We start from the raw sequence: 25,071 nt of genomic DNA on the forward strand, positions 1-25,071 counted from the left end.
GCGCACGCAGGCTATGGTTCCCGATAGACAGGCGAGGTAAGCAAGTGCCAACCGGCAAAGTTAAGTGGTACGACAACGAAAAGGGCTTCGGCTTCCTCACCACCGACGACGGCAAGGAAGTCTTCCTGCACGCCAACGCGCTGCCGGCCGACGCCGGGGAGATCAAGGTCGGCACCCGGATGGAGTTCGGCGTAGCCGACGGCCGCAAGGGCGCCCAGGCGATGGCCGCGCGCATCCTGGACAAGGCGCCCTCCGTGGCCAAGGCCAAGCGGATGTCCGCCAAGGACCTGGCCCCCATCGTGCAGGACCTGGTCAGCCTGCTGGAGCGTTCCGTGGGATCGCTCACCAACGGCAAGTACCCGGAAGGCGACGCCAGCAAGATTGCTGCTGCGTTGCGCAAGGTTGCCGACAACTTCGACGCATAGAGAAGGATCCCCTTTGACTGCCGCAGATTCCACCCCAGCCGCCCAGCGGACCACCGCGAAGCGCACCCCCAAGCGTCCCGCCGGCCGCCCTGGCGTGCCCGTGTGGCGCGTCGGCAAGCCTGATGCCTTCCTGGCCGACGCCGTCGGGCCCGCCCGCGAGGCGGTGCGCACCATTGCCGCCGACGCGGCGATCGGCGCCCACCTGGGTGCGCGCAGCGAGGGCGAGCGGGTGGTGACCCATCTGTTCGAGTGCACCATGTCCGGCTACAGCGGGTGGACCTGGTTTGCCGTGCTGGCCCGGGTCTCGCGCGCCAAGACGGTCACTGTCAACGAGGTGGGCCTGCTGCCCACCGAGGACTCCGTGCTGGCGCCGGAGTGGGTGCCGTGGGCCGCACGCGTGCGCCCCGAGGACGCCGAGGCATTGGAGGAGGCAGAGGAGGCCGCACTGCCCGAGATCGACACCGTGCCCGCCCTGGACGACGAGGCCGACGACGAGGCCGACGACGAGGCCGACGACGAGGCCGACGACGAGGCCGACGACGAGGCCGACGACGACGAGTCCGAGGACGCCGAGAGCGATGCCGAAGACAGCGACGGCGGCGCCTAGGCTTCACACCCTGCTTCGTGCACTGCGGAATCCCCCTGGCAACAGGGGGATTCCGCGTTTAAGGTGCGTTGGCGGCCGTTCCCATGGTGTGTCCGCGGCATGAGCATAGGATAGGGGCACTGGGATGATCTCGGCCGAGGGCGGTTGCACATGACGTATTTGGCAGACCCACGTGTTGACGCGTACATCGCCGCCCTGCCGGACTGGCAGCGCGGGATTTGCGCCGAGGTGCGGGACCTGGTCCATGCGGTGGACGCTGGTGTGGTGGAAACCATCAAGCGGACGGACCGGCCCTACTTTGTCCTGCAAGGCAACATCTGCGCCTTGTTGGCGGCGAAGGACCACGTTAATGTGTTCCTCTACGACGGTGCCATGGTGCCCGATCCGGAGGGAATCATCACCGCCGGGCACGGGAACAAGACGGCACGGACAGTGTCCTACCGCAGGGACGAGAAAATCAACGCACCCGCACTGGCGGCCATGCTGGGCCAGATCATTGCCAACAACAAAGCCGGAGGCTGGCGCAAGCTTAGGCGTGGGGACTCCGGCCCCTTGTGACGGTCCGGGCCGCATGGTGGGCGTTCCAACCAACCAATGGGTGCCGGGCATCCAATCCGCCGGCGGCCAGGGCAACGAATGCAGGGGGGACGGCCTGTTCTGCCAACCGTTCTGCCAACAGAGAGGATCGAATGATGGCTGTACGTGACTTGCCGGAGACCGATTCGGCCACCGCTCCGGCACGCCTGGGCGGTGCGGCGGCCGCTGCCACCATGATCGAGTTCAAAGGCGTCAGCAAGACGTACCAGGGCAACCCGCCCGCCGTTGACGGGCTGAGCATGGGCATCGAACGCGGCAAGATCACCGTCTTCGTTGGGCCATCGGGCTGCGGAAAGACCACCTCGCTGCGGATGATCAACCGCATGGTTGAACCCAGCGGCGGGGCCATCACCGTGGACGGCCGCGACGTCAGCACCGTCCCTGCAGCCGCGCTGCGCCGTTCCATGGGCTACGTCATGCAGTCCGCCGGGCTGTTGCCGCACCGGACGGTCAATGACAATGTGGCCACCGTGCTGCGGCTCAACCGGGTGCCCCGGTCTCAGGCCAGACGCCGTGCCGCGGAGCTGCTGGAGGTGGTTGGCCTCTCCGCAGCCATGGGCAAGCGCTATCCTGCGCAGCTCTCCGGTGGCCAGCAACAGCGTGTGGGCGTGGCCCGCGCCCTGGCCGCCGATCCGCCGGTGCTCCTGATGGATGAACCCTTCAGTGCCGTGGATCCCGTGGTCCGGGCGGAGTTGCAGCAAGAACTCCTGCGGCTGCAGCGGGACCTAGCCAAGACGATTGTTTTTGTCACCCACGACATCGACGAGGCCACGCTGCTGGGCGACAAGGTGGCGGTTTTCGCCACCGGTGGCCGGTTGGCCCAGTACGCGTCTCCGGAGGAAATCCTGCGGGCCCCGGTGGATGACTTTGTCGCGGCGTTCGTGGGCCGGGACAGGGGCTTTCGGCACCTGTCCTTCAGCAGCGGCGCGGGCGTGCCCATCCGCCCGGTTGACACAGTGGTTCTGGACCCGGCGCTTCCGCACTCCATGGCCGGCAACTCCGACGGGTGGACCTTGGCCGTGGACGCCCGGAACCGCCCCATGGGCTGGCTGCCGCCGGCGCGGGCCACCGGGCTGGTTCCCGGCGGCTCGCTTTTCCGCGACGGGGAATCGCTGCGCGGTGCCCTGGATGCGGCACTGTCCTCGCCCGCGGGTCTGGGCGTGGCCGTGGACGACGACGGCGCGCTCCGTGGGGTTGTCACAGCGGCTGAGGTTTTGGCCGTGATTGAGGCAGGCCGGCAATTGCGCGAGGGCGGTGCCTGATGGTCTGGCTCAACGCAAACCTTGGCTACGTGCTCGACCTCGCCGGGTACCACCTGCTCCAGGCGGTTGTCCCGCTGGTGCTCAGCGTCCTCATCGCCATTCCCCTGGCCCAGCTGGCCCGGCTCAACAAAACTGCCGGAGGGGTCCTGCTGACAGCCGGGTCGGTGCTGTACACCGTTCCATCCTTGGCGCTGTTTGTCATTCTGCCCAGCATCCTGGGCACCCGGATCCTGGACCTCGCCAACATCATTGTGGCGCTGACCATCTATGCTGTCGCATTGCTGGTCCGGTCCACCGTGGATGCGCTCAATTCCGTGGACGACGGCATCCGCCAGGCGGCCGTGGCGATGGGTTTCAAACCCCTCCAACGCTTCCTGTCCGTGGACCTGCCGCTGTCCGTCCCGGTGCTTTTTGCCGGCCTTCGCGTCATCTCGGTCAGCAACGTCTCGCTGGTCACTGTCGGGGCGCTGCTGGGGATCCCCAGCCTGGGCTTCCTGTTCACCGATGGTTTGAGGCGGGACTTCATGACGGAGATCGTAGTGGGCATCGCGGGCACGTTGCTGCTGGCCCTGGTCCTGGACGCCATTTTGGTCCTCCTGCAACGGCTGCTCACGCCTTGGCTTCGCTCCCCGCGGGCAGCTGCGGCGGCCACCGGAACCGCGGCCGCAGGCGGCGCCGCATGAGTGGCGCAGGGATGCCCGGCGGCTACACCAGCAATAGCCCGTTCGTCCAGGGCTTCCAATGGCTGTCCAACCCGGCCAGTTGGCAGGGACCGCTGGGCATCCCCGCCCGGACCGTGGAGCATTTGGGGTACACCGGGCTGACCCTGGCCATTGCCTTGGCCATTGCACTTCCCCTGGGCTTCTACGTGGGCCACACGGGCCGGGGGAGGGTGGTGGCCATTGCACTGGCCGGTGTATTGCGGGCACTGCCGACCCTGGGCGTCATGACCCTCTTCGTCCTCATGGCCAGCAGCACGCTCTCCCTCATGCCGCCCCTCTGGGCGCTTGTCCTGTTGGCCGTGCCGCCCATCCTGGCCGGCACCTACGCGGGGATTTCCTCGGTCAGCCGGGACACGGTGGATGCGGCGCGGGGCATTGGCATGACGGAGCTGCAGATCCTGTTCCGGGTTGAAGTGCCCAACGGACTGGCAGTGATGCTCGGTGGCATCCGGGCCGCTGTCCTGCAAGTCATCGCCACCGTGGCGGTGGTGGCCTATATCAGCCTTGGGGGTCTGGGCCGTTTCATCATTGACGGGCTGGCCGTCCAGGACTACGGACAGGTGCTCGGCGGCGCCGCCGTCATCGCCGTGATCGCCATCGGCATCGACCTGGTGCTGGCGGGACTGCAGCGGGCCGCGGTTTCACCCGGGCTCAAGGATGTCCGGCACCTGCCGGCAGAACCACCCACTGGCAGCGAAAGGCTCACTGCCAGCGCACTAGGAGGAGAACCATGATGGACAAGAAGCGTTTCCTGCCCGGCAGCATCCTTCCCCGCCGGACATTCGTTGGCCTGGCCGTTGGAGCGTCGCTCGTTCTGGCCACGACGGCCTGCGGCGGCAGCCCGTTGAGCACCGCCACGGGCACCGCGGCCTCCTCCGGCGGCGCCGTTGTCGTCGGCTCGGCCGATTTCCCCGAAAGCGCCACCATTGCGGAGATCTATGCCGGTGCGCTGACGGCCGCCGGGGTCAGCGCCACCACCAAACTCAACATCGGTTCCCGGGAGATCTACCTCAAAGCGGTCCAGGACGGATCCGTTGACCTGGTGCCCGATTACAGCGGCAACCTGCTGGGCTACGTCGATCCCGCCAACACGGTGACGGATCCGGAGGGCATCCTCAAGGCCCTGCCCGGCAAGCTGCCCGCCGGCTTGGGCGTTCTGGATGCCGCCGAGGCCCAGGACAAGGACGCCATGGTGGTCACCGAGGCCACGGCAGCCAAATACGGCAGCCTGAAGACCATCGACGATCTGGCCAAGGTCTGCGGCGAGATTGCCCTGGGCGCCCCGCCGGAGTTCCGCACGCGCCCCTACGGCCTGCCCGGGCTCGCGGCGAAATACAACTGCGTGCCCGGCACGTTCACGCCCATCGGCGACAGCGGCGGTCCGCTGACGCTCAAGGCGCTGCTGAACAACGATGTCCAGGTGGCCGACATCTACACCACGACCCCGGCCATCGCGGACAACAAGCTGGTGGTCCTGGCTGATCCGAAGAACAACTGGCTGGCCCAGCAGGTGCTGCCGCTGGTGAAATCGGACAAGATCTCCGACACCGCCAAGACGGCGCTCAACAACGTCTCGAAGGTGTTGACCACCGATGATCTGATCAGCCTGAACCGGATGGTCAGCGGCGACGCCAAGATGGATCCCAAGGACGCAGCCGCCCAGTGGCTCAAGGACAAGGGCATCACCAAATAGGCCACCAAGCACTACGGAAGGCGTTGCGATGACTGATCTGGCAGATGTTGTGGTGGTGGGGCTCGGCCCCGGCGGCGAGGCCTTGGCCGGGGAACTGGCCGAAGCAGGGCTGAGCGTTGTCGGGGTCGAATCGCGGCTGGTGGGCGGCGAGTGCCCCTACTACGGCTGCATCCCGAGCAAGATGATCGTCCGCGCCGCCGGCACACTCGCCGAGGCCCGCAGGGTGCACTCCCTGGCCGGGGACGCCGTTGTCAGCCCCGACTGGACCCCGGTGGCGGAGCGGATCCGCTCCGAGGCAACGGACGATTGGAACGACGCAGTGGCGGCCAAGCGACTTGCGGACAAGGGCGTGCGCCTGGTCCGCGGCCGCGGCCGGCTGTCCGGGCCCCGGACGCTGGTGGTGGACGGCGCGAGCATCACGGCGCGGCGGGCCATTGTGCTCAACCCGGGCACGGAGCCTTCGATTCCGCCGATCCCCGGTCTGGCCGCCACCCCCTATTGGACCAACCGGGATGCGGTGGCCGCCACGGCGGCGCCCGCATCGCTGATGGTCATTGGCGGCGGGGCCATCGGATCGGAGCTGGCCCAGGCCTTCGCCCGCTTCGGCACGCGCACCACCGTGCTCGAGGCTGCCCCCGGGCTGCTCCCGCCGGAGGAACCGGAAGCCGGCGAATTGCTGGCCGGAGTGCTGCGGGAGGAGGGCATCACTGTCCTTGCCGGGGCGCACATTGACCGGGTGGACCACGACGGCGCCATGTTCACCGCCGTCGTCGACGGGCACAGCCTGGCCGCGGAACGGCTGCTGGTGGCCACCGGCAGAACATCCAACCTGGCTTCCACGGGCATTGAAGTCCTGGGCCTTGACCCGGCCGCCCGGTTTCCCGAGGTGGATGCCTTCCTGCAGATCGCCGACGGCGTGTACGCCATCGGCGACGTGGCGGGCAAGGGCGCTTTCACCCACATGTCGATGTACCAGGCATCCATTGCGGCGGGCCACATCCTTGGCCTGGACCGCGGCGGTGCCGAGTACCACGCCGTGCCCCGGGTGACCTTCACGGATCCGGAAATCGGCTCCGTGGGAATGACCGAATCCCAGGCGCGCGAAAAGGGGTTGCAGGTTCTGGTGGGCAGCACCGACCTGCCGTCCTCCTCCCGGGGCTGGATCCACAAGGCGGGAAACCAAGGGTTCATCAAGCTGGTGGCCGACGCGGAACAGGGCGTTCTGGTGGGGGCGACGGCGGCCGGCCCGTCGGGCGGCGAAGTGCTCTCGGCCCTGGTGCTGGCGGTGCACGCGCGGATTCCGCTCGCCACGCTGAGGCGGATGATCTACGCGTACCCCACGTTCCACCGCGCCATCGAAACGGCCCTCACGAACCTGGCCTGACGGCCGGGCGGCTGCCCGCGCCGCAAGCGCCGGCCGGAGGACTTCCATCCCCCGGCCGGCGCTTGCGGCAGCTTTGCCGCAGCGGGAACCCCTAGAGGCTGTACTCCGCTCCGACGCCCAGGGTTTCATGGATGCACAGGATGTTGTTCTCCGTGTCCATGAACCAGGCGCACTTTTCCGAATCGGTGGTGCAGATGTGGTTTTCGGTCTTCAGGTCGGGCAGGTCGTAGTCCTGGAACTTCACGCCGTGGGCGCTCATTTCCGCAACTGCGGCCTCCACATCCGGTACTTCGAAACTGATGGCGGTGTGCTCCGAGTGCATGCCGTCGGTGGTCGGCATCAATTGCAGCATGGGGCCGCCTTCATTGCCGAACAGATCGCTTCCGTCACTTGCCATGCCATGGTGCGGGAGTCCAAGGGTTTCGGTGTAGAAACCGTGGGCGCGGGCTAGATCATCGACTGGCAGGACTGTTGTGGCTTTGCTTAATACGAGTGTCATTTTGGCACCTCCTACCCTGTGAATTTTACGCCCCACAGCCAGGGAAGGCCCCGTGGAAAGCGGCCGGATCGGCGCTAATTTGGCCCGGGGGAGACCCGCGGCAACCGGGCGGGAGGCGCTGTGGCAGGCTCGGGTTAAAACGCCGTGGGCGCCCCTCGAAGATCGAGGGGCGCCCACGGCAGGGGTGCTAACGTCCGGGGCCGCTAGAGGTTTTCAATCACGTAGTCGATGCAGCGGGTCAGCGCCGTGACATCCTCGGGGTCGATGGCCACGAAGGTGGCCACGCGCAGCTGGTTGCGGCCGAGCTTGCGGTAGGGCTCCACGTCCACAATGCCGTTGGCGCGCAGCACCTTGGCCACCTTGGCGGCGTCGACGCCCTCGTCGAAGTCGATGGTGACGATCACGTTGGAGCGGTCGGCCGGATCGGCGACGAACGGCGTCGCAACGGCGGAGGACTCGGCCCAGGAGTACAGGCGGCCGGCGGAATCGGCGGTGCGGGCGCTGGCGAAGTCAAGGCCGCCGTTGTCGTTGAGCCACTTCACCTGGGAATTCAGCGACACCAGCGTGGACAGCGCGGGCGTGTTGTAGGTCTGGTTCAGCTTGGAGTTGTCAATGGCCGTCTGCAGGTCCAGGAAGTCCGGGATCCAGCGGCCGCTGGCCTTGATGCGGGCGGCACGCTCCAGCGCGGCGGGGGAGAACAGGCCCAGCCACAGGCCGCCGTCGGAGGCGAAGTTCTTCTGCGGGGCAAAGTAGTACACATCGGCCTGGTCGATGTCCACGTGCAGGCCGCCGGCGGCGGAGGTGGCATCGATGACCACCAGCGCATCGTCGTCGGCGCCGTCAACGCGCTTGACCGGGGCGGCAACGCCGGTGGAGGTCTCGTTCTGCGGCCAGGCGTAGACGTCCACGCCGGCCTCGGCCACCGACACCGGGCGGGTGCCGGGCTCGGAGGTGATGATGGAGGAGGCCTCAATGAACGGGGCCTTGTTGGTGGCGGAGGCAAACTTGGAGCCAAACTCGCCGAAGCTCAGGTGCTGGGCCTTCTTCTCCACCAGGCCAAAGCTGGCGATGTCCCAGAATGCGGTGGAACCGCCCACGCCCAAGATGACTTCGTAGCCTTCGGGGGCCTTGAAGAACTGGCTCAGGCCGCTGCGGACCTCGCCCACGAGGTTCTTCACGGGCGCCTGGCGGTGGGAGGTGCCCAGGAGGTTGCGGCCGGCGGCGGCAAGTGCCTCCACCTGCTCTGCGCGGACCTTGGACGGGCCGGCACCGAACCGTCCGTCCGCGGGCAGCAAATCTGCGGGAATGGTCAGGGCAGTGGATTCGCTCACAAGTGGCTCCAAAGAAATTGGCGGTGGGTGGCGGCCCGGAGGCTATGGACAATTCTGCCGCAGACGTGCGCTGAGAACTAACCGGCGTAATACGAACGTAGGATGGGTGGGGGCGTGCGCCAGCAGCGCCAACGGTGAACCGCGGCATCTGTGACCAAGGCCACCCACTGAACTTCAAACGCCAGGAGGGTGTTGACATGACGGACCTGATCGACACAACGGAAATGTACCTTCGGACCATTTTGGAGCTCGAAGAAGAGAACATTGTTGCGCTGCGGGCGCGCATTGCCGAGCGTCTGCACCACTCGGGGCCCACCGTCTCCCAGACCGTCGGGCGGATGGAGCGCGATGGCCTGGTGGTGGTTTCCGGCGACAGGCACCTGGAGCTGACCGCGCTGGGCCGCGACAAGGCCACCAAGGTGATGCGCAAGCACCGCCTGGCCGAACGGCTGCTCTCCGATGTCATCGGCCTGGATTGGGCCTACGTCCATGACGAGGCCTGCCGGTGGGAGCACGTGATGAGCGAGCGCGTGGAACAGCGGCTCTTTGACCTGCTCGGCCACCCCGCGGAATCCCCGTACGGCAACCCGATCCCCGGCCTGGAAGAGCTGGGCGGGCCGGCCCCGGCGTCCTTCACCGACGGCGTCGTGAACCTGATCGATGTCATGGAAAACTACACCGCTGGCAGCAGTGTCCGCATCGCCCGCTTGTCCGAGCGTATCCAGGTGGAACCGGAGCTGCTGACCCAGCTGGACGAGGGTGGCATGCGCCCCGGGGCGAAGATTTCCCTGGAGCAGGTGGGCGAGTACATTTCCGTCCGCGTGCCGGGCATCGAAGGTGCCTTGGAGCTCCCGCCGGAAGTTGCCGGCCACGTCTTTGTGACGGTCGGCTAACGCACACTGGATATCGGACAACCCACCAGTTCTCCACAGCTTAGGTAACAAGCAGGTCACGGTCTGATCCGATTCACGTATAGTGGTTACCAGACGCTGATACCAAAGCGTTACATTCTCCGGCGCCGAGCCTTGCCTGCGGAGAGTGGCTTACATCCTTGACAGGCAGGGCGGAGGAACCACTTTTCCGGCTGCGGTATTGACCGTGGCCTTGGGGTGAAGTCCGTTCACGGCGGCCGCACGATCTGCACAGATGCATCCCTTCCTTCAGGTGCCTGTGCCCTGTGCGGGCGTTGCGCCGGGCCGAGTTGACGCAAGTCTCTGACTCGAATCCGACAGCTAACTCCGCAGGTGTACAAGAGAGGCTTAGAAACTTGTCCATCGAGAAACAGCACGGCCGACGCCGCGCCGGCGGCAACCTGCCCGCCACGCCCTCCGCCGTCGACCTTGTTATGGCGGCACCCGCGGCGGCCAGCACGCTTAGCCGCCGCGATGCAATCCGCGCCGAACAGCGCACCCGCCACCGCGGCCTCGGCGGCACCGCCCGCCAGCTCTCGGACCTGGCCGTCGCCACCGGCGCCGGCCAGAAGGTCGGCATTGCGCTGGCCGTGACGGGACTGGCCCTGGCCGTCACGGTCCCCGGCACAACCCCGGCCTTGGCCACCGAAGGCACCGGCTCTGTGGCCGCAGAAGCGGCCATGGTGACAGCAGACTCCGCCGCATCCGTCTCCTTCTCCCGCCCGTCCGTGGGCAGCTCGCTGGACGCCGACGGCAAGTTGCACCAGACCCTGACTGCCACCGCCGCCAAGGTCACGCCCGCGGCCGCCAAGGGAACCCTTGGCGCTCCGCTGGACTCGCTGACCCCCACGTCGGGCTTCGGTGCCCGCGTGAACCCGCTCACCGGCCAGCTGGGCGAAGAGCACACCGGCCAGGACTTCGCCATCGCCTGTGGCACGCCCGTCCACGCTGCCGCCGGCGGCACCGTGACCTTTGCCGGCTGGCACCCCTATGGCGGCGGAAACCGCGTGGTGATTGACCATGGCAACGGGCTCTCCAGCACGTACAACCACCTCTCCTCCATTGAGGTCAAGGTGGGCCAGAAGCTCACCCGCGGCCAGGAACTGGCCCTCAGCGGCACCACGGGAGCCTCCACCGGCTGCCACCTGCACTTCGAAGTGATGATCGATGGCAAGACCGTCGACCCGCTCGGTTGGCTCTAAAAAGCTAGAGGCGGAAGATCACGATTTCCACAATGTTCCGTGATCTTAACGTGACATTGATTTGAAACTCCTGTACCGTCGTAAGTGCGCCTCCTTCCAATAAAAGGGGGCGCCCGCACGTGGATTGCCTAGCTCTGCCACCACCTGCGGTCCGTTCGCAACATTCGTCTGGCAGAGGCGGGGGAACCAATTTCGGGCTTCTTTCCAAAGAAGCCCTTGGGGTGAAGCCGCGAAGCATTCCACGGGTCAACCGATGGGAATGTGGAGCGGCCGGGTGACTCCCATCCGAATCCGACAGCTTACCTCGCAGGCATTGGGAGAGGCTCTAGTCGTGTCTTCAAACACCGTCCTTGGGCGCCACCGTGCGCCCTCTGCAAGCGTGAACCCGCTTGCGGCTATTTCTAAAGCAGTCTCGTCCAATGCCGGGACCTTTGGCCGCCAGGCCGCTGTCGTTGCAGCCGCCTCCGGCCTCATCGTCAGCATTGGCCTCCCTGCCCAGGCCGCCGAATCCGGCCCCGTGAGCACCGAAACTTCCTCAGCCGTCCAGGTTGCCGAGACCCCCGTAACGGTCCCCGCCACCGCGGCTGTTTCTTTTGCCCGCACCGAGGTCTCCTCGGAGCTGGTGGCAGCCCCCGTGGTTGCCCAGGTGGCAGCCAAGGCCGACACCGTAGAGGCCGCCGCTCCGGCTGCCGCACCCGCCACTGCGCCCGCTGCCGCCACCGTGCCTGCTGCGGCCGCTGCGGCTCCGGCCGCCATGGTCGGCGCGGGACAGGCCGGCGTTGCCGCTGCCGCCTACGCCGGCATCGGTTCCCCCTACGTTTGGGGCGGCACCAGCCCGGGCGGCTGGGACTGCTCCGGATTTGTCCAGTGGGCCTACGCCCAGGCCGGCATCTCCATCCCGCGCGTCAACCAGTGGAGCGTCATGGTTCCCACCGCCAACCCGCAGCCGGGTGACCTGGTGGTCCAGAACGGCGGCGTCCACGTCGGCATCTACGTCGGCAACGGCATGGTCATCAGCGCGCTGAACCCGAGCCAGGGCACCTTGCTCCTGCCGGCGTCGGCCACTGGAACCAGCGTTTTCTACACCCTCCCGTAACTTGCACAGGCGGGCCGGCGGGCCGCCCAATCTTCCGCCGAGCCCGAAACACCAGAAAGCTGAACCCCCTCCAGCTTGAGGACATCGAAAGAGAGCATTACATGACGACTCGTGCACCGATTGCACGGCACCGCGCCGAGGTCACCAAGACCAGCTCGATCTCAGTCATTGCCAAGGCTGTTAGCAACAACGCAGGTGGCGTAGGCCGCCAGGCAGCTGTCATCGCTGCCGCTTCCGGACTGGTCCTGACCTCCGGAATCGCCGCCAACGCGGCCGAACCCACCGTGGAGCGCACTGCTGACGCAACCTCCACCCTGAACGTCAACACCGAGGCTGCCGAGGCCGTCACCGCGGCCTCCACCGTGAAGATCTCCTTCGCCAGCCCGGCCGTGAGCTCCACCCCGGCCCCCGAGGTTGTCAAGCCCGTCGTCGAGGTCAAGAGCAACGACGTCGCCACCGTACAGGGCCCCGGCGCCGCGCTGGCCGCTGCTCCGGCCGCCTCCAACGGCACCCCGGGCACCGGCACGGCTCCCATTGTTGCCAGCGGTGTTGGCGCCACGATCGCCGCTGCTGCGTACTCCCAGCTGGGTGTCATGCAGGACTGCACCGCGCTGGCCAGCAACTCCCTTGCTGCCGCAGGCATCTTCTACCACGGCTGGCCGGCCGGCTACCTGTCCCTGGGCCGCACCGTCTCCGCCGCCGAGGCACAGCCGGGCGACCTGATCTACTACGGCAACGCCGGCGCCGGTGTCCCGCACATCGCCGTATACGTTGGCAACGGCCAGGCCGTGCACGGCGGCTTCAACGGTGGCACCACCGCCGTGGCAAGCGCCTACCTGGGTTCCGGCCCGGTCTTCATCGCCATCGGCCACTAGGTCCGATCGCACCGCACCAGCCCCCACTGTCCAGGTGGGGGCTGCGCGCGTTTAACGCCCCTTCCACTCCGCCGAACAAGCGCTTGCGGCTAGTGTGGGGGCCCAACACTATCCGCAAGTGCTTGTTCGCGTGGTTGGAAGGGGAATGATGGCGGGGTTGGCGGTGGCGCAGAGCGCAATTGTGCTGGCCGGGGGGCGGTCCTCCCGGTTGGGCGGGGTGTCCAAGGCGGCACTGGAGTACGACGGCGAGGCGCTGTTGGCCCGCACGGTGGCCGCCGTGCGGTCGGTGCTGGAGAGGCCGGGCTGCCGCGTGCCCATGGCCGTCGTCGGCCCCGAGGCAGAGGCCGCGGCGCTGCTGGAAACCGTCCCGGGCGCCCTGCTGGTGCGCGAGGATCCGCCGTTCGCCGGACCGGCGGCCGCCATCGCGGCGGGCCTGGCTGCGCTGCCGCCGCAGGACCGGGAACCCGGTGCACGCGTGGTGGTGCTGGCGTGCGACATGCCCGGCATCGCCGGTGCGCTGGAGGCACTGTCCGGCTGGCTCGCGGACCATCCGGAGGCGGCGGGGGCCATCGCGGTGGACGCCGGGCGCGACCAGCCGCTGGCCGCCGTCTATCCGGCCGCCGGGCTCGGCGCGGCGCTGGCGGATCTGCGGGCAACGCGGGGTCTCGAAAACGCCCCGGTGCACCCCTTGGTTGCTAGTCTTGAAGCGGCCGGGCTGCCGCTGGCACGGGTTATCGTTCCGGCAGCCAGCACGGCCGACGTCGATACCTGGGCCGATGCCGCACAACTGGGCGTTGGCCCGCACCGGGCCACCGAGCCCGGCACCATCTGAGCCGCACCGGGAGGATCCACATGAAAAGCCAGGACGAGGTCCTTAGCGATTGGCTGCACACATTGGTGCAGGCGTTTGAAATCTCCGACATCGAGATCGATGCCGACGCCATCCTGTCGCTGGCCGCCGTGGCTGCGCACCGCGTGGTCCGCCCGGCCGCCCCGCTGACCACCTTCGTGGCGGGGCTGGCGGCGGGCCTCGCCGCCGGCCACGGAGAGTCCACCGCGGACCTGGCCATCCGTTCGGCCATCGACATGGCGCGGGCGCTGGCCGAGGCGGAATCCGGAGAACCGGCGTAGTGGGGGAGGTCCCCGGCATCGAGGGTGCGGGGGAGGCGGTGCGGCTGCCGCGCAGTTGGGACGAGGCGCGGGCCCGCGCCTTCGACTGCACGGCGCCGCTGCCTGCCCACGCCGTGCCGCTGGCCCAGGGGCTGGGCCGGATCCTGGCCGCCGACGCCGTGGCCGCCCACGACATGCCGCACTATGCGTCCTCCGCGATGGATGGCTGGGCCGTGGCCGGAAGCCCGCCGTGGATCCTGGCCGAGCCCGGGGCCGCGCTGGTCGCGGGCCAGGCCAGCCCGATCGTCACGGGAGGAAACATTCCGCCCGGGGCCAAGGCCGTGCTGCGCAGTGAGTGGGGCGAGCTGTCCACGGACGACGACGGCCTGCCGGTGCTGGTGCGCGGCGCCGCGGCCCGGCCGGGGGAGCCAAAGAACGGCGTCCACATCCGCCCGGCGGCCCAGGAGGCCGCCCGGGACGAGGTGCTGGTCAAGGCCGGGACCACGCTGAACCCGGCACACCTCGCACTGGCGGCCTTGGGCGGGCTCGACGAACTGCAGGTGCTGGGCCGGCCCGCCGTGAAGCTGGTGTTCACCGGCGACGAGGTGGTGGAATCCGGCATCCCGGCCGCCGGGGAGGTCCGCGACGCGTTCTCGCCCCAGCTCGGCGCCGTCGTCACCCTGTTGGGCGGCGCGGTGGTGGGCCAGCAGCGCGCCGCCGACTCGCTCGCCTCGGTGCTGGCCGCACTGGAGGATTCCGCCCAGGACCCGGCCGACGTGCTTGTCACCACCGGTGCCACCGGCCACTCGCGCGCGGATTTCCTCCGCGAGGCCATCGCCACCATGGGCGGGACGTTCCTGATCGAGAGCATCGCCATGCGCCCGGGGCACCCCACCCTGCTGGCGGAGCTGCCGGACGGCCGCTTCGTGGTGGGGCTGCCGGGCAATCCGCTGGCGGCCATGATCGGGCTGCTGACCGTAGGGGCGCCGCTGCTGGCCCGGCTGGGCAGCCGACCGGCCCCGGCCACTTTGGAGGTGGCCTGCGGGACGCCGATCAAGGAATACGCCGGACCCACGCGGCTGATGCCGTACCGGCTGGTCTATGGGCTGGCCTCGCCCACTGCGCACAGCGACTCGGCGATGATGCGCGGGCTGGCCGCGGCCGACGGCGTGATGCTGGTGCCGCCGCACGGGGCGAAGATGGGCGAAATGGTCCGGGCCATCCCGCTGCCCTGGAAGTAGCCGCCGGGTCCGGTGGCCGGTGCTTGTCGAGACCTCCCGGGGCACCTCTCCAGGACGCACAACTGCATCCATGACGCCGATTCCCTTCTGGGACATGACCACGACTGCGTCATGAACGGAATTCGGCGTCAGCCTCGGCCGGGGGCACGGCCGTCTCACCGGGTTTCGACAGGCTCAACCAGCGAGAGCGTGGAAGCCCGGTGGCTGGGCTCGCGAGACCTTCGGGCCCAACCACCGGACGCCTTCAGCCTAACCCGCGGCCGGCTCGAGGCGAATGACCACGGACTTCGACGTCGGCGTGCCGCTGACATCGGCGGTGGAATCCAGCGGCACCAGGACGTTGGTCTCCGGGTAGTAGGCCGCCGCGCAGCCCACCGGGGTGGAGTAGGCCACGGCGCGGAAGCCCGGCGCCCGGCGGTCCACGCCGTCGGTCCATTCCGAGACCAGGTCCACCATCGCGCCGTCGGCGATGCCCAGCGTGGCCAGGTCCGCCGCGTTCACCAGCACCACGCGGCGGCCGCCGTAAATGCCGCGGTAGCGGTCGTCCTTGCCGTAGATGGTGGTGTTGTATTGGTCGTGCGAGCGCAGGGTCTGCAGCAGCAGCCGGCCCGCCGGCACCTTGGGGTATTCCAGCGGGTTGGCCGTGAAGACCGCCTTGCCGCTGGGCGTGTCGAAGGTGCGCCCATCGCGCGGGCCGTGCGGCAGGATGAAGCCGGCGGGCTTGGCGATCTTCTCCTCGAAGCCGCCAAAGCCGGGCACCACGGCGGCAATGTGCGCCCGCACCCGGCCGTAGTCCGCGGCCATCGCGTCCCAGTCGGCCACCGGGGCGCCGGGGCGCGCACCGCCGTCGTCGCCGGTGAACAGGCGAGCGGCCAGCGCGCAGACGATGGCCACCTCGGACATCAGCGACGCCGACGCCGGGGCCAGCCGGCCGCGGGAGGCATGCACTGCGCTCATGGAGTCCTCCACCGTGACCCGCTGGTCGCCGCCGGACTGGGTGTCCCGCTCCGTGCGGCCCAGGGTGGGCAGGATCAGGGCCTGCCGCCCGGTGACCAGGTGCGAGCGGTTCAGCTTGGTGGAGATCTGCACCGTCAAGTCCAGCTTGCGCAGGGCGGCCTCGGTGACGGAGGTGTCGGGGGTGGCGCGGGCAAAGTTGCCGCCCATGCCCACAAAGACCCGGGCTGCGCCGTCGCGCATGGCCCCGATGGCGGCCACGGTGTCGTAGCCGTGGGCGCGCGGGGAGGCAAACCTGAACTCGGCATCGAGGGCGTCGTGGAAGGCTGCGGGCATCCGCTCGAAGATCCCCATGGTCCGGTCTCCCTGGACGTTGGAGTGGCCGCGGACCGGGCAGACGCCGGCGCCGGGCTTGCCAATGTTGCCCTGGAGCAGCAGCAGGTTCACCACATCGCGCAGCGTGGCCACGGAGTGCTTGTGCTGGGTCAGGCCCATGGCCCAGCAGACCACCGTGGCCTTGGACTCCAGCAGGCGCCGGCCGGTGGCATGGATCTGCTCCAGCTCCAGGCCCGTTGCCAGCACAATCTCGTCCCAGGACACGGCGGCCAGCTGGTCCAGGCACTCGTGCAGCCCGGTGGTGTACGCCTCGATGAAGGGGGTGTCCAGCACCCGGCCTTCCCAGGTGCCGCCGGGGCGGCGGTGCTCCTCGAGCAGGAACTTGCCCAGCCCCTGGAACAGCGCCTGGTCCCCGCCGAGGCGGATCTGCAGGAAATCGTCCGTCAGCGCGGTGCCGCCGCCCACCAGGCCGCGCGGGGTTTGCGGGTTTTCAAAGTTCATCAGCCCGGCCTCCGGCAGCGGATTGACGCTGACGATGGCAGCGCCGTTCTGCTTGGCCTTCTCCAGCGCACTGAGCATCCGCGGGTGGTTGGTGCCGGGGTTCTGCCCGGCGATGATGATCAGCTCGGCGTTGTGGATGTCCGCCAGCGAGACGGAGCCCTTGCCGATGCCGATGGTCTCGGTCAGGGCCGAGCCGGAGGATTCGTGGCACATGTTCGAACAGTCCGGCAGGTTGTTGGTGCCCAGCCCGCGCACCAGCAGCTGGTAGACGAAGGCGGCCTCGTTGGACGTCCGGCCGGAGGTGTAGAAGATGGCCTCGTTGGGATCGGCGAGACCCAAGAGAGCGCTGGCCAGCAGGTCCAGCGCAAAATCCCAGGACACCGGCGCATAGTGCTCCGCGCCGTCGGCCAAGAACATCGGGTCCGTCAGCCGGCCCTGCTGCCCCAGCCAGTAGTCGTCGCGCCACAGCAGGGACGCCACGGAGTGCTCGGCGAAGAACGACGGCGGGACGCGCCGCCGGGTGGCCTCCTCGGCAACCGCCTTGGCCCCGTTTTCACAGAACTCGGCGGCATGCCGCTTCTCCTCCTCGGGCCAGGCACAGCCGGGGCAGTCGAAGCCGTCCTTCTGGTTGATTTTCAGCAGGGTTTGGGCCGTGCGCACCGGCCCCATCTGTTCCAGCGAGATGGCCATGGCATGCATAATGCCGGGGATGCCCACCGCCTTGGACTTGACCTTGCCAACGTGCAGATTCTGCTCGTCGATATTGTTCTGCGGTGCCTTGGAGGCCATGATGGGTTCCCTTCGCCATTGAAGCTCTACGCTGATCCTAGACAATCAGACTCACCCGGAGGAATCATGGGACGGCTCAGCATGCGCGTTCGCGCGCTCAAGATCAGGTTTACCGCGTCGGATGCGGAATCGCCAAAGCAGGTGCGCACCGTGACGCGCGAGGAGCAGCTTGCGGTGGAGGAACCACTGGAGATCCGGCTGGGGCACGGGCCCTTCAGCGTCACAATGCGCACGCCGGGTGACGACTTCGACCTGGTGGCCGGCTTCCTGCTCTCCGAGGGCGTCATCTGGGAACCCGGGCAGCTCATCTCGGAGCGGTTCTGCGCCGGCGAGGATGAAAACGGCCTGCAGACCTTCAACGTGGTGGAGGCCCAGCTGCGCCCCGACGTCGCCCTGCCGGACACGGCCGCCGCCCGTAACGTCTACACCACCAGCTCCTGCGGCATCTGCGGCACCGCCTCGATCGACGCGGTCCGCAAGGCCTCCCGGCACCCCGTGGCCCCGGCCGGCGACACGCCGATGGTGGCCGCCGGGCTGCTGGCCGGACTGCCGGATGAGCTGCGCAGCGGCCAGAAGCTCTTTGAGAAGACCGGCGGGGTGCACGCCGCCGGTCTGTACGGCGCCGACGGCAGGCTGCTCTACCTGCGCGAAGACGTGGGCCGGCACAATGCCGTGGACAAGGTGCTGGGCGCGGCCCTGCGCGACGGGCGGCTGCCGCTGCACAATACAGTGCTGCAGGTCTCAGGCCGGGCTTCCTTTGAACTGGTGCAGAAGGCGGCCATGGCGGGCGTGCCCGTGCTGGCAGCGGTGAGCGCGCCGTCGTCGCTGGCCGTTGAACTGGCGATCGAGTCTGGCGTGACGCTGGTGGGGTTCAGCCGCGGCGCCTCGATGAATGTCTACAGCCACCCGGAGCGGATCGGCGGCACGGGCTCCGGCGCCTGACTGGACGCCGCCCGACGTCGGCGGGCGGCCCGGTGGCGCCCGGCCGCCGCGGGGCGTCACCGTCGTTGTCCCCGCCGGGCACCCACACTAGGGTGGAGCTGCGGCGGGCCTGCACTGTCGCGGACCGTGCGAGGAGACGCCCGTGCATGATGACCGCCTGCTGACCGAGGCCCGGCTGGACCGCTTCGTGTACGAACGCCTGGATCCGGCCATCTACCGCCGCCAGTGGCCGCTGGCCGCCACCCGGTGGGACGCGCCGGGGGAGCCGGTGCTCTTTGCCGAGGCGGTGGCGCAGGAGTTCACGCCCGCCGCGGCCGGCGATCCGTGGGGTGCGCCATGGTCCACCACCTGGCTGCACATCACCGGCGCCCTGCCCGGGGAGTACGACGCCGGTGCCGGGCCGCTGGAGGTGTTGGTGGAGCTGGGCTTCACCGCCGAGGCCCCCGGTTTCCAGTGCGAGGGCCTGGCCTGGCGGCTGGACGGCACCATCGCCAAAGCCGTCTCGCCGCGCACCAGGCACGTGCCCGTGGACCTGCTGGGGACGGTGGACGGACGGTTGGACTTCTACGTGGAGGCCGCCGGCAACCCGGACGTGGCGCAGGGCTTCTCCTTTGCCCCCAACCCGCTGGGGGACCGCGCCACCGCGGGGGACGTGCCGGCCTACCGGCTGGGGACCATCACCGTGGCCCAGCTGGACACCGAGGTGTGGGAGCTGCGCCAGGACGTCCAGACGCTGCGCGGGCTCATGCACGAGCTCCCCATGGAGGAGCCCCGCCGCCACGGGCTGCTGCGCGCGCTGGAGGCCATGATGGACCGGATGGACCCCGACGACGTCGCCGGCACCGCCGCGTCCGGCCGGCAAGCCCTGGCGCCGGCGCTGGCCAGCCCGGCCCACGCCTCGGCCCATGCACTGGTGGCCACCGGTCATGCGCACATCGATTCGGCCTGGCTGTGGCCGGTGCGCGAGACCATCCGCAAATGCGCGCGCACCTTCTCCAACGTCCTGGCATTGATGGACCAGCACCCCGACTTTGTCTTTTCCTGCTCCTCCGCCCAGCAGCTGGCGTGGATGCAGGAGCACTACGCGGACCTGTTCGCCCGGATCCGGGCCAAGGCCGCCGCCGGGCAGTTTGTGCCGGTGGGCGGCATGTGGGTGGAATCGGACACCAATATGCCCGGCGGGGAGGCCATGGCCCGGCAATTCCTGGAGGGAAAGAGCTTCTTTCGAAGCGAGCTGGGCGTGGACTGCCGGGAGACCTGGCTGCCGGACAGCTTCGGCTACTCCGGCGCCCTGCCGCAGATTGCCGCGGCGGCGGGCATGGAGTGGTTCCTGACCCAGAAGATCTCCTGGAACCAGGCCAACAGGTTCCCGCACCACACCTTCCTTTGGGAGGGCATCGACGGCACCCGGATCTTCACCCATTTCCCGCCGGTGGACACGTACAACTCGGATCTGGACGCCCGGCAGCTGGCCCATGCGCAGCGCAACTACCGCGAGCACGGCCGCGGCACGATGTCCCTGGTGCCCTTTGGCTACGGCGACGGCGGTGGCGGCCCCACCCGCGAAATGGTCGCCGCAGCGCACCGGGCGGCGGACCTGGAGGGTTCGCCCACCGTCAGCATCGGCACCTCCGCCCAGTTCTTTGCCCAGGCCCAGGCCGAATATGCGGCGCCGCCGGTGTGGCTGGGCGAGCTCTACCTGGAGCTGCACCGCGGCACCTACACCAGCCAGGCGAACACCAAGAAGGGCAACCGCCGCAGCGAGCACCTGCTGCGCGAGGCGGAGCTCTGGGCCGCCACGGCCACCGTCCGCACCGGTGCCGCCTATCCGGCGGCGGAGCTCAAGCGGCTCTGGCGGCTGGTCCTGCTGCAGCAATTCCACGACATCCTGCCCGGCAGCTCCATCGCCTGGGTCTACCAGGACGCCGAACGCAACTACGCCGCCGTCGAGCGCGGCCTGGAGGCCATCATCGCCGCCGCCACATCCGCGCTAGCAGGGGGAACCGCGGGGGCGGGGGACGCGGAGCTGCTCTTCAACGCCGCCCCGCACCCGCGCGCCGGGGTGCCGGCGCTCGGTGCCGGGCCGGTGTCCGCCGCCGGGCCGGAGGAGGTCAGTGCCGAGGCGCTCGACGGCGGCTGGGTGCTGGACAACGGCGTCATCCGCGCCGTGCTGGACGCCAACGGACTGCTGGCCTCGCTGCTGGACCACGCCTCGGGCCGCGAGGCCATCGCCCCCGGTTCCGTCGGCAACCTGCTTCAGCTGCACCGCGACACCCCCAACGCCTGGGATGCCTGGGACATTGACGAGTTCTACCGGCACGACACCGTCCGCGCCGGCATCGCGCGCTCGGTGGCGCTGGAACGTGCCGGCGCAGCCGGGGACCACAGCGCCGTCGTCGTGGTGGAGAGGCTGGTGGGGAGCTCCCCGGTGCGCCAGCGGATCAGGCTGGCCGCCGGTGCGCCGTCGCTGGAGATCACCACCATCGTGGACTGGCAGGAGAGCCAGAAGCTGCTCAAGCTGGGTTTCGGGCTGGACGTACGGGCCGCCGTGTCCTCCGCGGAGACCCAGTTCGGCCATCTCCAGCGGCCCACGCACACCAACACCTCTTGGGAGGCGGCCAAGTTCGAGGTCTGCGCGCACCGCTGGATCCACGTGGCCGAGCCCGGCTACGGCGTGGCCATCGCCAACGGCTCCACGTACGGGCACGACGTCACTCGCGCCGTCCGCTCCGAGGATGGCGGCACGACGACGACGGTGCGGCTTTCGCTGCTGCGCGCGCCCAAGAGCCCGGACCCCTTTGCCGACCTGGGCCGCCATGAACTGGTGGTGGCCATCCGTCCCGGGGCCTCCATTGCCGACGCCGTGGAGGAGGGATACCGGACCAACCTGGCCCCGCGCGTGGTCCGCGGGTCCACCGCCGTGGAGCCGCTGGTCTCCGTGTCCAACCCGGCGCTGGTGGTGGAGGCCGTGAAGCTGGCCGAGGACGGCTCCGGCGATGTCATCGTGCGGCTGTACGAATCGCTGGGCGAGCGCTCCGCGGGGCGGATCGGCGCCAACTTCCCGGTCTCCGTGGTCACGGTGGTGGACCTGCTGGAGGACCCGGCGGCCGTGCCTGCCGGCGTCGACCTTGGCCCGGACCATGCACAGCTGGTGCTGCGGCCGTTCCAGCTGCTGACCCTCAGGTTCGCCCTCTAGCCCAACTGAGTGGCAGCTACGTCACGTTTTTGACCTCGAAACGTGCGATAACTGCCACTCAGTTGGGGCGGGATCATGCGCCGCCGTTATGCCCCCAGCTTGGCGATCCGCCATTTGCCACTGGCATGGTCGTAGTCCACCAGCTGCGGCACGTTGGACGTGCCCGCGGCATGCCAGGCATCGTTCAGGGCCACCGGCAGGCTGGTCCGTGCGACGCGGGCAGCGCTCTCCTGGTAGCTCCGCTTGGACTCGGGGGAAACTCCCGGCACCACGTCCGAAAACGTGGTGACCAGCAGCAACGCGCCTCCGGCCACCACGTTCAGGCTCCGGGCCATGCTGCCTGTGCCAAGGCAGATCAATTCGATATGCCGTGCGGCCACCAAATCCTGGGTGGATGTCAAAAGCCAAACATCGGCCATGAGGGCCCCCTTCCGCGGGGACGGTCCCCCATGGGGCCACAGTGGCCGCGGGTTGGGGCGAGTTCTAGTGCCCATGCCGTGTAGTGGGATTCTGCGGGCCGTTGTCAAGGGAATGTCTCCGGCCAGGATATCGATGCCTATGGGGCCTGGCGCCCGTGCCGGTCGGGTTGCTGCCACGGGCCTGGCATTTCGAGGCCGCCCGTTTCACGATCCTGGGGCAGACACGCAGACACGCAGACACGCAGACACGCAGGCGACGTGGGGGCAGCAGGTGGGCCAGGATCCCGGGGCCATCGGTCCCAGGATCCTGGCCCACGGCCAGATCGAGGCCGTCTATGCGATGGCGGGGGCCTGGGCCGCCAGTTGCCACGACCCGCTATCCATGGCCTACCAGAGCGTGTCTCCAAAATAGATGGCTTCTTGTGGACGGGACTGGGTTCAGGTCGAACCCGGTACCGGCCCTGGCCCCCACCGACGCCCAGCGCACCGTCCTGGAAGCGCTGGCCGCATCCCAGATCGCGTCCCATCGCGAGGTGCAGCGGGCCCGGGTCCTTTGATGGCCTCCGAAGGTCTGGCCAACGAGTGGATTGCCCGGTTCGTGGGCATTGCCCCGGTCACGGTGCGCTCCTGGCGTGCCCGGTTTGCCGAGGAAGGCCTGTCCAGGCCTGTCCAGGCTTGGCAAGGTGCGTGCCGGACGGGGCCGCAAACCCGTGGTCCCGCAGTCGAGGATCGACGAAATCGTTGAGCTGACGCAGAACTCAAAGCCCGAAGGGCACACCCACTGGTCGGTGCGCACCATGGCCGCGCAGGTCGGAGTCTCCCCGGCCCACGTGCAACGCATCTGGGCCGCCCGTGGGTTGAAACCGCACCTGGTGAAGACCTTCAAGCTCTCCACCGACCCGAAGTTCCAGGAGAATCTCATCGATGTGTGCGGGCTGTCTCTGAAGCCACCCGAAAACGCGATCGTGCTCTGCCTGGACGAAAAGACCTCCATCCAGGCCCTGGACCGCTCCCAACCCTCGCTGCCGATGAAGAAGGGCCGCGGGGAAACAATGACCCACGACTACAAACGCAACGGAACCACCACGCTCTTCGCTGCCTTGGAGGTCGCCACCGGCAAGGTCATCGGTTCCTGTGTTCCCCAGCACCGCCATGGCGGGTTCCTCGGGTTCCTGAAGACCATCGACACACAGGTTCCCAACGGCCTGGAAAAGCACCCGCGGTTCCACCTGCAGAACACCGCGGCCTCGTCCTCCTGGCTGAACCTGGCCGAACGCCGGTTCCGGGAGCTGACGGAGAAGGCACTGGGCCGCGGGGTCTTCCCCTCCGTCCCGGACCTGACCGCGGCGATCGAGGAATACATTGCGGTGAACAACACCGATCCCGGCCGCTGGTCTGGACGGCCAGCGCTGAATCAATCCTGGAAAAAGCCGCCCGCGGCCGCGTTGCACGTCAATCCGTCAAGGAAAACTGAGACACCGCACTAGAACTCGTGCAGAAGCCGGCGGACAAACTGCTGGGTCCGCTCCTCCTTGGGCACGCGCAGCACCTCCTGGGCGGGGCCGCGTTCGACGACGACGCCGCCGTCCATAAAGATGACCTCATCGGCCGTCTGCCGGGCAAACGCCAGCTCATGGGTGACCATCACCATCGTCCAGCCCTCATCGGCGAGTTCCTTGATGACCTCCAGAACATCGCCCACCAGCTCCGGATCCAGGGCGGAGGTGGGCTCGTCGAAGAGGAGCAGCTGCGGCTTCAGTGCCAGCGCGCGGACGATGCCCACCCGCTGCTGCTGACCGCCGGAGAGCTCAAAGGGGTAGGCGTCCTTCTTCTCCAGCAGGCCCACCCGGTCCAGCAGCTTTTCCGCCTCCGCTTGCGCCTCGGCCCGGGGGCGCTTGTGCACTTGGATGGGCCCCTCCGTGACGTTTTGCAGCACCGTCATGTGCGGAAAGAGGTTGTAGTGCTGGAAGACCATGGCGCTGCGGTCGCGCAGCGCCGCGATCGTCTTGGTGCCCACCTTGGCGGCAAAATCGACGGCCAGCGGCGGACGCTCGCTGCCGGCACTGCCGCCGCCGTCGTCGCCGGCAACGGCAACGGTCCCAGCATCGGGGATCTCCAGCCCGTTGAGCGAGCGCAGAATCGTCGTCTTGCCCGAACCGGAGGGCCCGATCAGGGCCACCACCGAGCCGCGCGGTACATCCAGATCGATGCCACGGAGCACGGTGTTGGTGCCGAAGGACTTCTTCAGACCACGGACGCTCAGGACCGGTGCCTCGTTGGCGGAGCCAGCCGGAGCGGTGGAGCCTGTTGAGGAATCAGTGGGCGACATAGCGGTCCAACCTCTTTTCAAGCATGGACTGGAGGGTGGAGAGGCCCAGGCAGATCACCCAGTAGATCAGGGCCGCCTCCAGATACAGCAGCATGAACTCCTGGCTGAACGCCGCCACCTGCTGCGCGGCGCGGAACAGCTCCGTCACCAGGATCAGCGAGGCCAGCGAGGTGTCCTTGACCAGGGAAATGAAGGTGTTGGACAGCGGCGGCACCGACACCCTTGCCGCCTGCGGCAGGATGATCCGCAGCAGCGTCTGGCCGCGGGACATGCCGATGGTGTGCCCGGCCTCCCACTGGCCGCGCGGGACGGAGAGGATGGCGGCACGGATGATCTCCGCCGCATACCCGCCCACATTCAGGGAGAAGGCGATGACGGCGCTCGGCCACGGATCCAGCTTGATCCCCAGCGAGGGGAGCCCGTAGAAGATGACAAAGAGCTGCACCAGCAGCGGGGTGCCGCGGATGATGGAGACGTAGACGCGCGCGACGGCGGCGAGGATGCGGTTGCCGCTGATGCGCATCAGGGCGATCAGCAGGGCCATCAGCAGACCCAGCGCAAAGGAGATCAAGGTCAGGGGAATGGTTCCCCGGACAGCCTCCAGCAGCATCGGGCCCAGAGACCGAAGAGCCAGATCAAGATTCATGGTT

At 68.5% G+C, this 25,071-nt stretch carries 23 protein-coding genes, 1 pseudogene and 2 riboswitches; of the genes and pseudogenes, 18 read left to right on the plus strand and 6 right to left on the minus strand.

Going from position 1 to position 25,071, the window contains the following annotated elements; genetic code table 11:
• Nucleotides 1–44 precede the first annotated feature (44 nt).
• The 8 genes from ACQCSX_RS17465 to ACQCSX_RS17500 all read left to right on the plus strand — a co-directional run bounded on the left by ACQCSX_RS17465 (nucleotide 45) and on the right by ACQCSX_RS17500 (nucleotide 6,690).
• Nucleotides 45–425, plus strand: a complete 381-nt coding sequence (locus ACQCSX_RS17465) for a cold-shock protein (protein ID WP_427016501.1) — start codon at nucleotides 45–47, stop codon at nucleotides 423–425.
• A 13-nt stretch (nucleotides 426–438) separates the two neighbouring features.
• Nucleotides 439–1,032 (plus strand): DUF3027 domain-containing protein, encoded by a 594-nt coding sequence (locus ACQCSX_RS17470; protein ID WP_427016502.1) that lies wholly within the window; start codon nucleotides 439–441, stop codon nucleotides 1,030–1,032.
• A gap of 150 nt (nucleotides 1,033–1,182) precedes the next feature.
• Nucleotides 1,183–1,590, plus strand: coding sequence for a DUF1801 domain-containing protein (locus ACQCSX_RS17475; protein ID WP_427016503.1), 408 nt, complete (start codon nucleotides 1,183–1,185; stop codon nucleotides 1,588–1,590).
• A gap of 212 nt (nucleotides 1,591–1,802) precedes the next feature.
• Nucleotides 1,803–2,891 carry an ABC transporter ATP-binding protein gene (locus tag ACQCSX_RS17480; protein ID WP_427019089.1) on the plus strand — a complete coding sequence of 363 codons (1,089 nt, stop codon included), beginning with the start codon at nucleotides 1,803–1,805 and terminating at the stop codon, nucleotides 2,889–2,891.
• Complete coding sequence (locus ACQCSX_RS17485; RefSeq protein ID WP_427016504.1) at nucleotides 2,891–3,574, plus strand: ABC transporter permease; 684 nt, start codon at nucleotides 2,891–2,893, stop codon at nucleotides 3,572–3,574. The genes ACQCSX_RS17480 and ACQCSX_RS17485 overlap by 1 nt, the downstream gene beginning before the upstream one ends.
• 11 nt (nucleotides 3,575–3,585) lie before the next feature.
• On the plus strand, nucleotides 3,586–4,347 hold the full coding sequence (locus tag ACQCSX_RS17490; RefSeq protein WP_427019090.1) for an ABC transporter permease: 762 nt from the start codon (nucleotides 3,586–3,588) through the stop codon (nucleotides 4,345–4,347).
• A complete protein-coding gene (locus tag ACQCSX_RS17495; RefSeq protein WP_427016505.1) occupies nucleotides 4,344–5,306 on the plus strand; it encodes an ABC transporter substrate-binding protein in 963 nt (320 codons plus the stop codon). Before ACQCSX_RS17490 ends, ACQCSX_RS17495 begins: the two co-directional genes overlap by 4 nt.
• A gap of 28 nt (nucleotides 5,307–5,334) precedes the next feature.
• On the plus strand, nucleotides 5,335–6,690 hold the full coding sequence (locus tag ACQCSX_RS17500; RefSeq protein ID WP_427016506.1) for a dihydrolipoyl dehydrogenase family protein: 1,356 nt from the start codon (nucleotides 5,335–5,337) through the stop codon (nucleotides 6,688–6,690).
• Nucleotides 6,691–6,781: 91 nt separating this feature from the next.
• Here ACQCSX_RS17500 and ACQCSX_RS17505 read toward each other — a convergent pair whose 3' ends face one another.
• Nucleotides 6,782–7,189: a VOC family protein gene (locus ACQCSX_RS17505; RefSeq protein WP_427016507.1), complete on the minus strand. Its 408-nt coding sequence runs from the start codon at nucleotides 7,187–7,189 to the stop codon at nucleotides 6,782–6,784.
• Nucleotides 7,190–7,392: 203 nt separating this feature from the next.
• Nucleotides 7,393–8,520, minus strand: a complete 1,128-nt coding sequence (serC, locus tag ACQCSX_RS17510; RefSeq protein WP_427016508.1) for a phosphoserine transaminase — start codon at nucleotides 8,518–8,520, stop codon at nucleotides 7,393–7,395.
• Nucleotides 8,521–8,717: 197 nt separating this feature from the next.
• On the opposite strand from serC, the gene ACQCSX_RS17515 reads away from it, so the two are divergent.
• From ACQCSX_RS17515 to ACQCSX_RS17545, 7 genes are all read left to right on the plus strand, one after another.
• The gene (locus tag ACQCSX_RS17515) at nucleotides 8,718–9,413 is read left to right on the plus strand and encodes a metal-dependent transcriptional regulator (RefSeq protein ID WP_427016509.1); all 696 of its coding nucleotides are present in this window, start codon (nucleotides 8,718–8,720) and stop codon (nucleotides 9,411–9,413) included.
• Nucleotides 9,414–9,550: 137 nt separating this feature from the next.
• Nucleotides 9,551–9,782, plus strand: a riboswitch (cyclic di-AMP (ydaO/yuaA leader).
• A 5-nt stretch (nucleotides 9,783–9,787) separates the two neighbouring features.
• Nucleotides 9,788–10,633, plus strand: coding sequence for a M23 family metallopeptidase (locus tag ACQCSX_RS17520; RefSeq protein ID WP_427016510.1), 846 nt, complete (start codon nucleotides 9,788–9,790; stop codon nucleotides 10,631–10,633).
• 146 nt (nucleotides 10,634–10,779) lie between these two features.
• A riboswitch (cyclic di-AMP (ydaO/yuaA leader) is annotated at nucleotides 10,780–10,960 on the plus strand.
• Nucleotides 10,961–11,012: 52 nt separating this feature from the next.
• On the plus strand, nucleotides 11,013–11,729 hold the full coding sequence (locus ACQCSX_RS17525) for a C40 family peptidase (protein WP_427016511.1): 717 nt from the start codon (nucleotides 11,013–11,015) through the stop codon (nucleotides 11,727–11,729).
• Between the two features lie 101 nt (nucleotides 11,730–11,830).
• The gene (locus ACQCSX_RS17530; RefSeq protein ID WP_427016512.1) at nucleotides 11,831–12,604 is read left to right on the plus strand and encodes an NlpC/P60 family protein; all 774 of its coding nucleotides are present in this window, start codon (nucleotides 11,831–11,833) and stop codon (nucleotides 12,602–12,604) included.
• Nucleotides 12,605–12,767: 163 nt separating this feature from the next.
• Nucleotides 12,768–13,436: a molybdenum cofactor guanylyltransferase gene (gene mobA / locus ACQCSX_RS17535; protein WP_427016513.1), complete on the plus strand. Its 669-nt coding sequence runs from the start codon at nucleotides 12,768–12,770 to the stop codon at nucleotides 13,434–13,436.
• Nucleotides 13,437–13,456: 20 nt separating this feature from the next.
• On the plus strand, nucleotides 13,457–13,735 hold the full coding sequence (locus tag ACQCSX_RS17540) for a DUF6457 domain-containing protein (protein ID WP_427016514.1): 279 nt from the start codon (nucleotides 13,457–13,459) through the stop codon (nucleotides 13,733–13,735).
• Nucleotides 13,735–14,955 (plus strand): molybdopterin molybdotransferase MoeA, encoded by a 1,221-nt coding sequence (locus ACQCSX_RS17545; RefSeq protein WP_427016515.1) that lies wholly within the window; start codon nucleotides 13,735–13,737, stop codon nucleotides 14,953–14,955. Before ACQCSX_RS17540 ends, ACQCSX_RS17545 begins: the two co-directional genes overlap by 1 nt.
• Nucleotides 14,956–15,204: 249 nt before the next feature.
• On the opposite strand, the gene ACQCSX_RS17550 is transcribed toward ACQCSX_RS17545, so the two are convergent.
• A complete protein-coding gene (locus tag ACQCSX_RS17550) occupies nucleotides 15,205–17,535 on the minus strand; it encodes an FdhF/YdeP family oxidoreductase (protein WP_427016516.1) in 2,331 nt (776 codons plus the stop codon).
• 66 nt (nucleotides 17,536–17,601) lie between these two features.
• On the opposite strand from ACQCSX_RS17550, the gene fdhD reads away from it, so the two are divergent.
• Both fdhD and ACQCSX_RS17560 read left to right on the plus strand, forming a co-directional pair.
• On the plus strand, nucleotides 17,602–18,477 hold the full coding sequence (gene fdhD / locus ACQCSX_RS17555) for a formate dehydrogenase accessory sulfurtransferase FdhD (RefSeq protein ID WP_427016517.1): 876 nt from the start codon (nucleotides 17,602–17,604) through the stop codon (nucleotides 18,475–18,477).
• A 142-nt stretch (nucleotides 18,478–18,619) separates the two neighbouring features.
• Nucleotides 18,620–21,673, plus strand: a complete 3,054-nt coding sequence (locus tag ACQCSX_RS17560; RefSeq protein WP_427016518.1) for an alpha-mannosidase — start codon at nucleotides 18,620–18,622, stop codon at nucleotides 21,671–21,673.
• 86 nt (nucleotides 21,674–21,759) lie between these two features.
• Here the strand turns inward: ACQCSX_RS17560 and ACQCSX_RS17565 are convergent, their stop codons facing one another.
• Nucleotides 21,760–22,074 carry a hypothetical protein gene (locus tag ACQCSX_RS17565; RefSeq protein ID WP_427016519.1) on the minus strand — a complete coding sequence of 105 codons (315 nt, stop codon included), beginning with the start codon at nucleotides 22,072–22,074 and terminating at the stop codon, nucleotides 21,760–21,762.
• Nucleotides 22,075–22,514: 440 nt separating this feature from the next.
• On the opposite strand from ACQCSX_RS17565, the pseudogene ACQCSX_RS17570 reads away from it, so the two are divergent.
• Nucleotides 22,515–23,566, plus strand: a pseudogene (locus ACQCSX_RS17570) (IS630 family transposase).
• Between the two features lie 9 nt (nucleotides 23,567–23,575).
• On the opposite strand, the gene ACQCSX_RS17575 reads toward ACQCSX_RS17570, so the two are convergent.
• Nucleotides 23,576–24,421 carry an amino acid ABC transporter ATP-binding protein gene (locus ACQCSX_RS17575; RefSeq protein ID WP_427016520.1) on the minus strand — a complete coding sequence of 282 codons (846 nt, stop codon included), beginning with the start codon at nucleotides 24,419–24,421 and terminating at the stop codon, nucleotides 23,576–23,578.
• Entirely contained in the window at nucleotides 24,408–25,067 is a 660-nt protein-coding gene (locus ACQCSX_RS17580) for an amino acid ABC transporter permease (protein WP_427016521.1), read from the minus strand. The genes ACQCSX_RS17575 and ACQCSX_RS17580 overlap by 14 nt, the downstream gene beginning before the upstream one ends.
• Nucleotides 25,068–25,071: the final 4 nt, after the last annotated feature.

Source organism: Pseudarthrobacter sp. P1 (assembly GCF_050156935.1).
Taxonomy (GTDB): Bacteria; Actinomycetota; Actinomycetes; order Actinomycetales; family Micrococcaceae; genus Specibacter.

Bases quoted from the DNA above. Each gene is read 5' to 3' on its own strand.
- ACQCSX_RS17475 (WP_427016503.1), top strand. From the start codon at position 1,183: ATGACGTATTTGGCAGACCCACGTGTTGACGCGTACATCGCCGCCCTG.
- ACQCSX_RS17480 (WP_427019089.1), top strand. From the start codon at position 1,803: ATGATCGAGTTCAAAGGCGTCAGCAAGACGTACCAGGGCAACCCGCCC.
- ACQCSX_RS17485 (WP_427016504.1), top strand. From the start codon at position 2,891: ATGGTCTGGCTCAACGCAAACCTTGGCTACGTGCTCGACCTCGCCGGG.
- ACQCSX_RS17490 (WP_427019090.1), top strand. From the start codon at position 3,586: ATGCCCGGCGGCTACACCAGCAATAGCCCGTTCGTCCAGGGCTTCCAA.
- ACQCSX_RS17495 (WP_427016505.1), top strand. From the start codon at position 4,344: ATGATGGACAAGAAGCGTTTCCTGCCCGGCAGCATCCTTCCCCGCCGG.
- ACQCSX_RS17500 (WP_427016506.1), top strand. From the start codon at position 5,335: ATGACTGATCTGGCAGATGTTGTGGTGGTGGGGCTCGGCCCCGGCGGC.
- ACQCSX_RS17505 (WP_427016507.1), bottom strand. From the start codon at position 7,189: ATGACACTCGTATTAAGCAAAGCCACAACAGTCCTGCCAGTCGATGAT.
- ACQCSX_RS17515 (WP_427016509.1), top strand. From the start codon at position 8,718: ATGACGGACCTGATCGACACAACGGAAATGTACCTTCGGACCATTTTG.
- ACQCSX_RS17530 (WP_427016512.1), top strand. From the start codon at position 11,831: ATGACGACTCGTGCACCGATTGCACGGCACCGCGCCGAGGTCACCAAG.
- ACQCSX_RS17540 (WP_427016514.1), top strand. From the start codon at position 13,457: ATGAAAAGCCAGGACGAGGTCCTTAGCGATTGGCTGCACACATTGGTG.
- ACQCSX_RS17550 (WP_427016516.1), bottom strand. From the start codon at position 17,535: ATGGCCTCCAAGGCACCGCAGAACAATATCGACGAGCAGAATCTGCAC.
- fdhD (WP_427016517.1), top strand. From the start codon at position 17,602: ATGGGACGGCTCAGCATGCGCGTTCGCGCGCTCAAGATCAGGTTTACC.
- ACQCSX_RS17575 (WP_427016520.1), bottom strand. From the start codon at position 24,421: ATGTCGCCCACTGATTCCTCAACAGGCTCCACCGCTCCGGCTGGCTCC.
- ACQCSX_RS17580 (WP_427016521.1), bottom strand. From the start codon at position 25,067: ATGAATCTTGATCTGGCTCTTCGGTCTCTGGGCCCGATGCTGCTGGAG.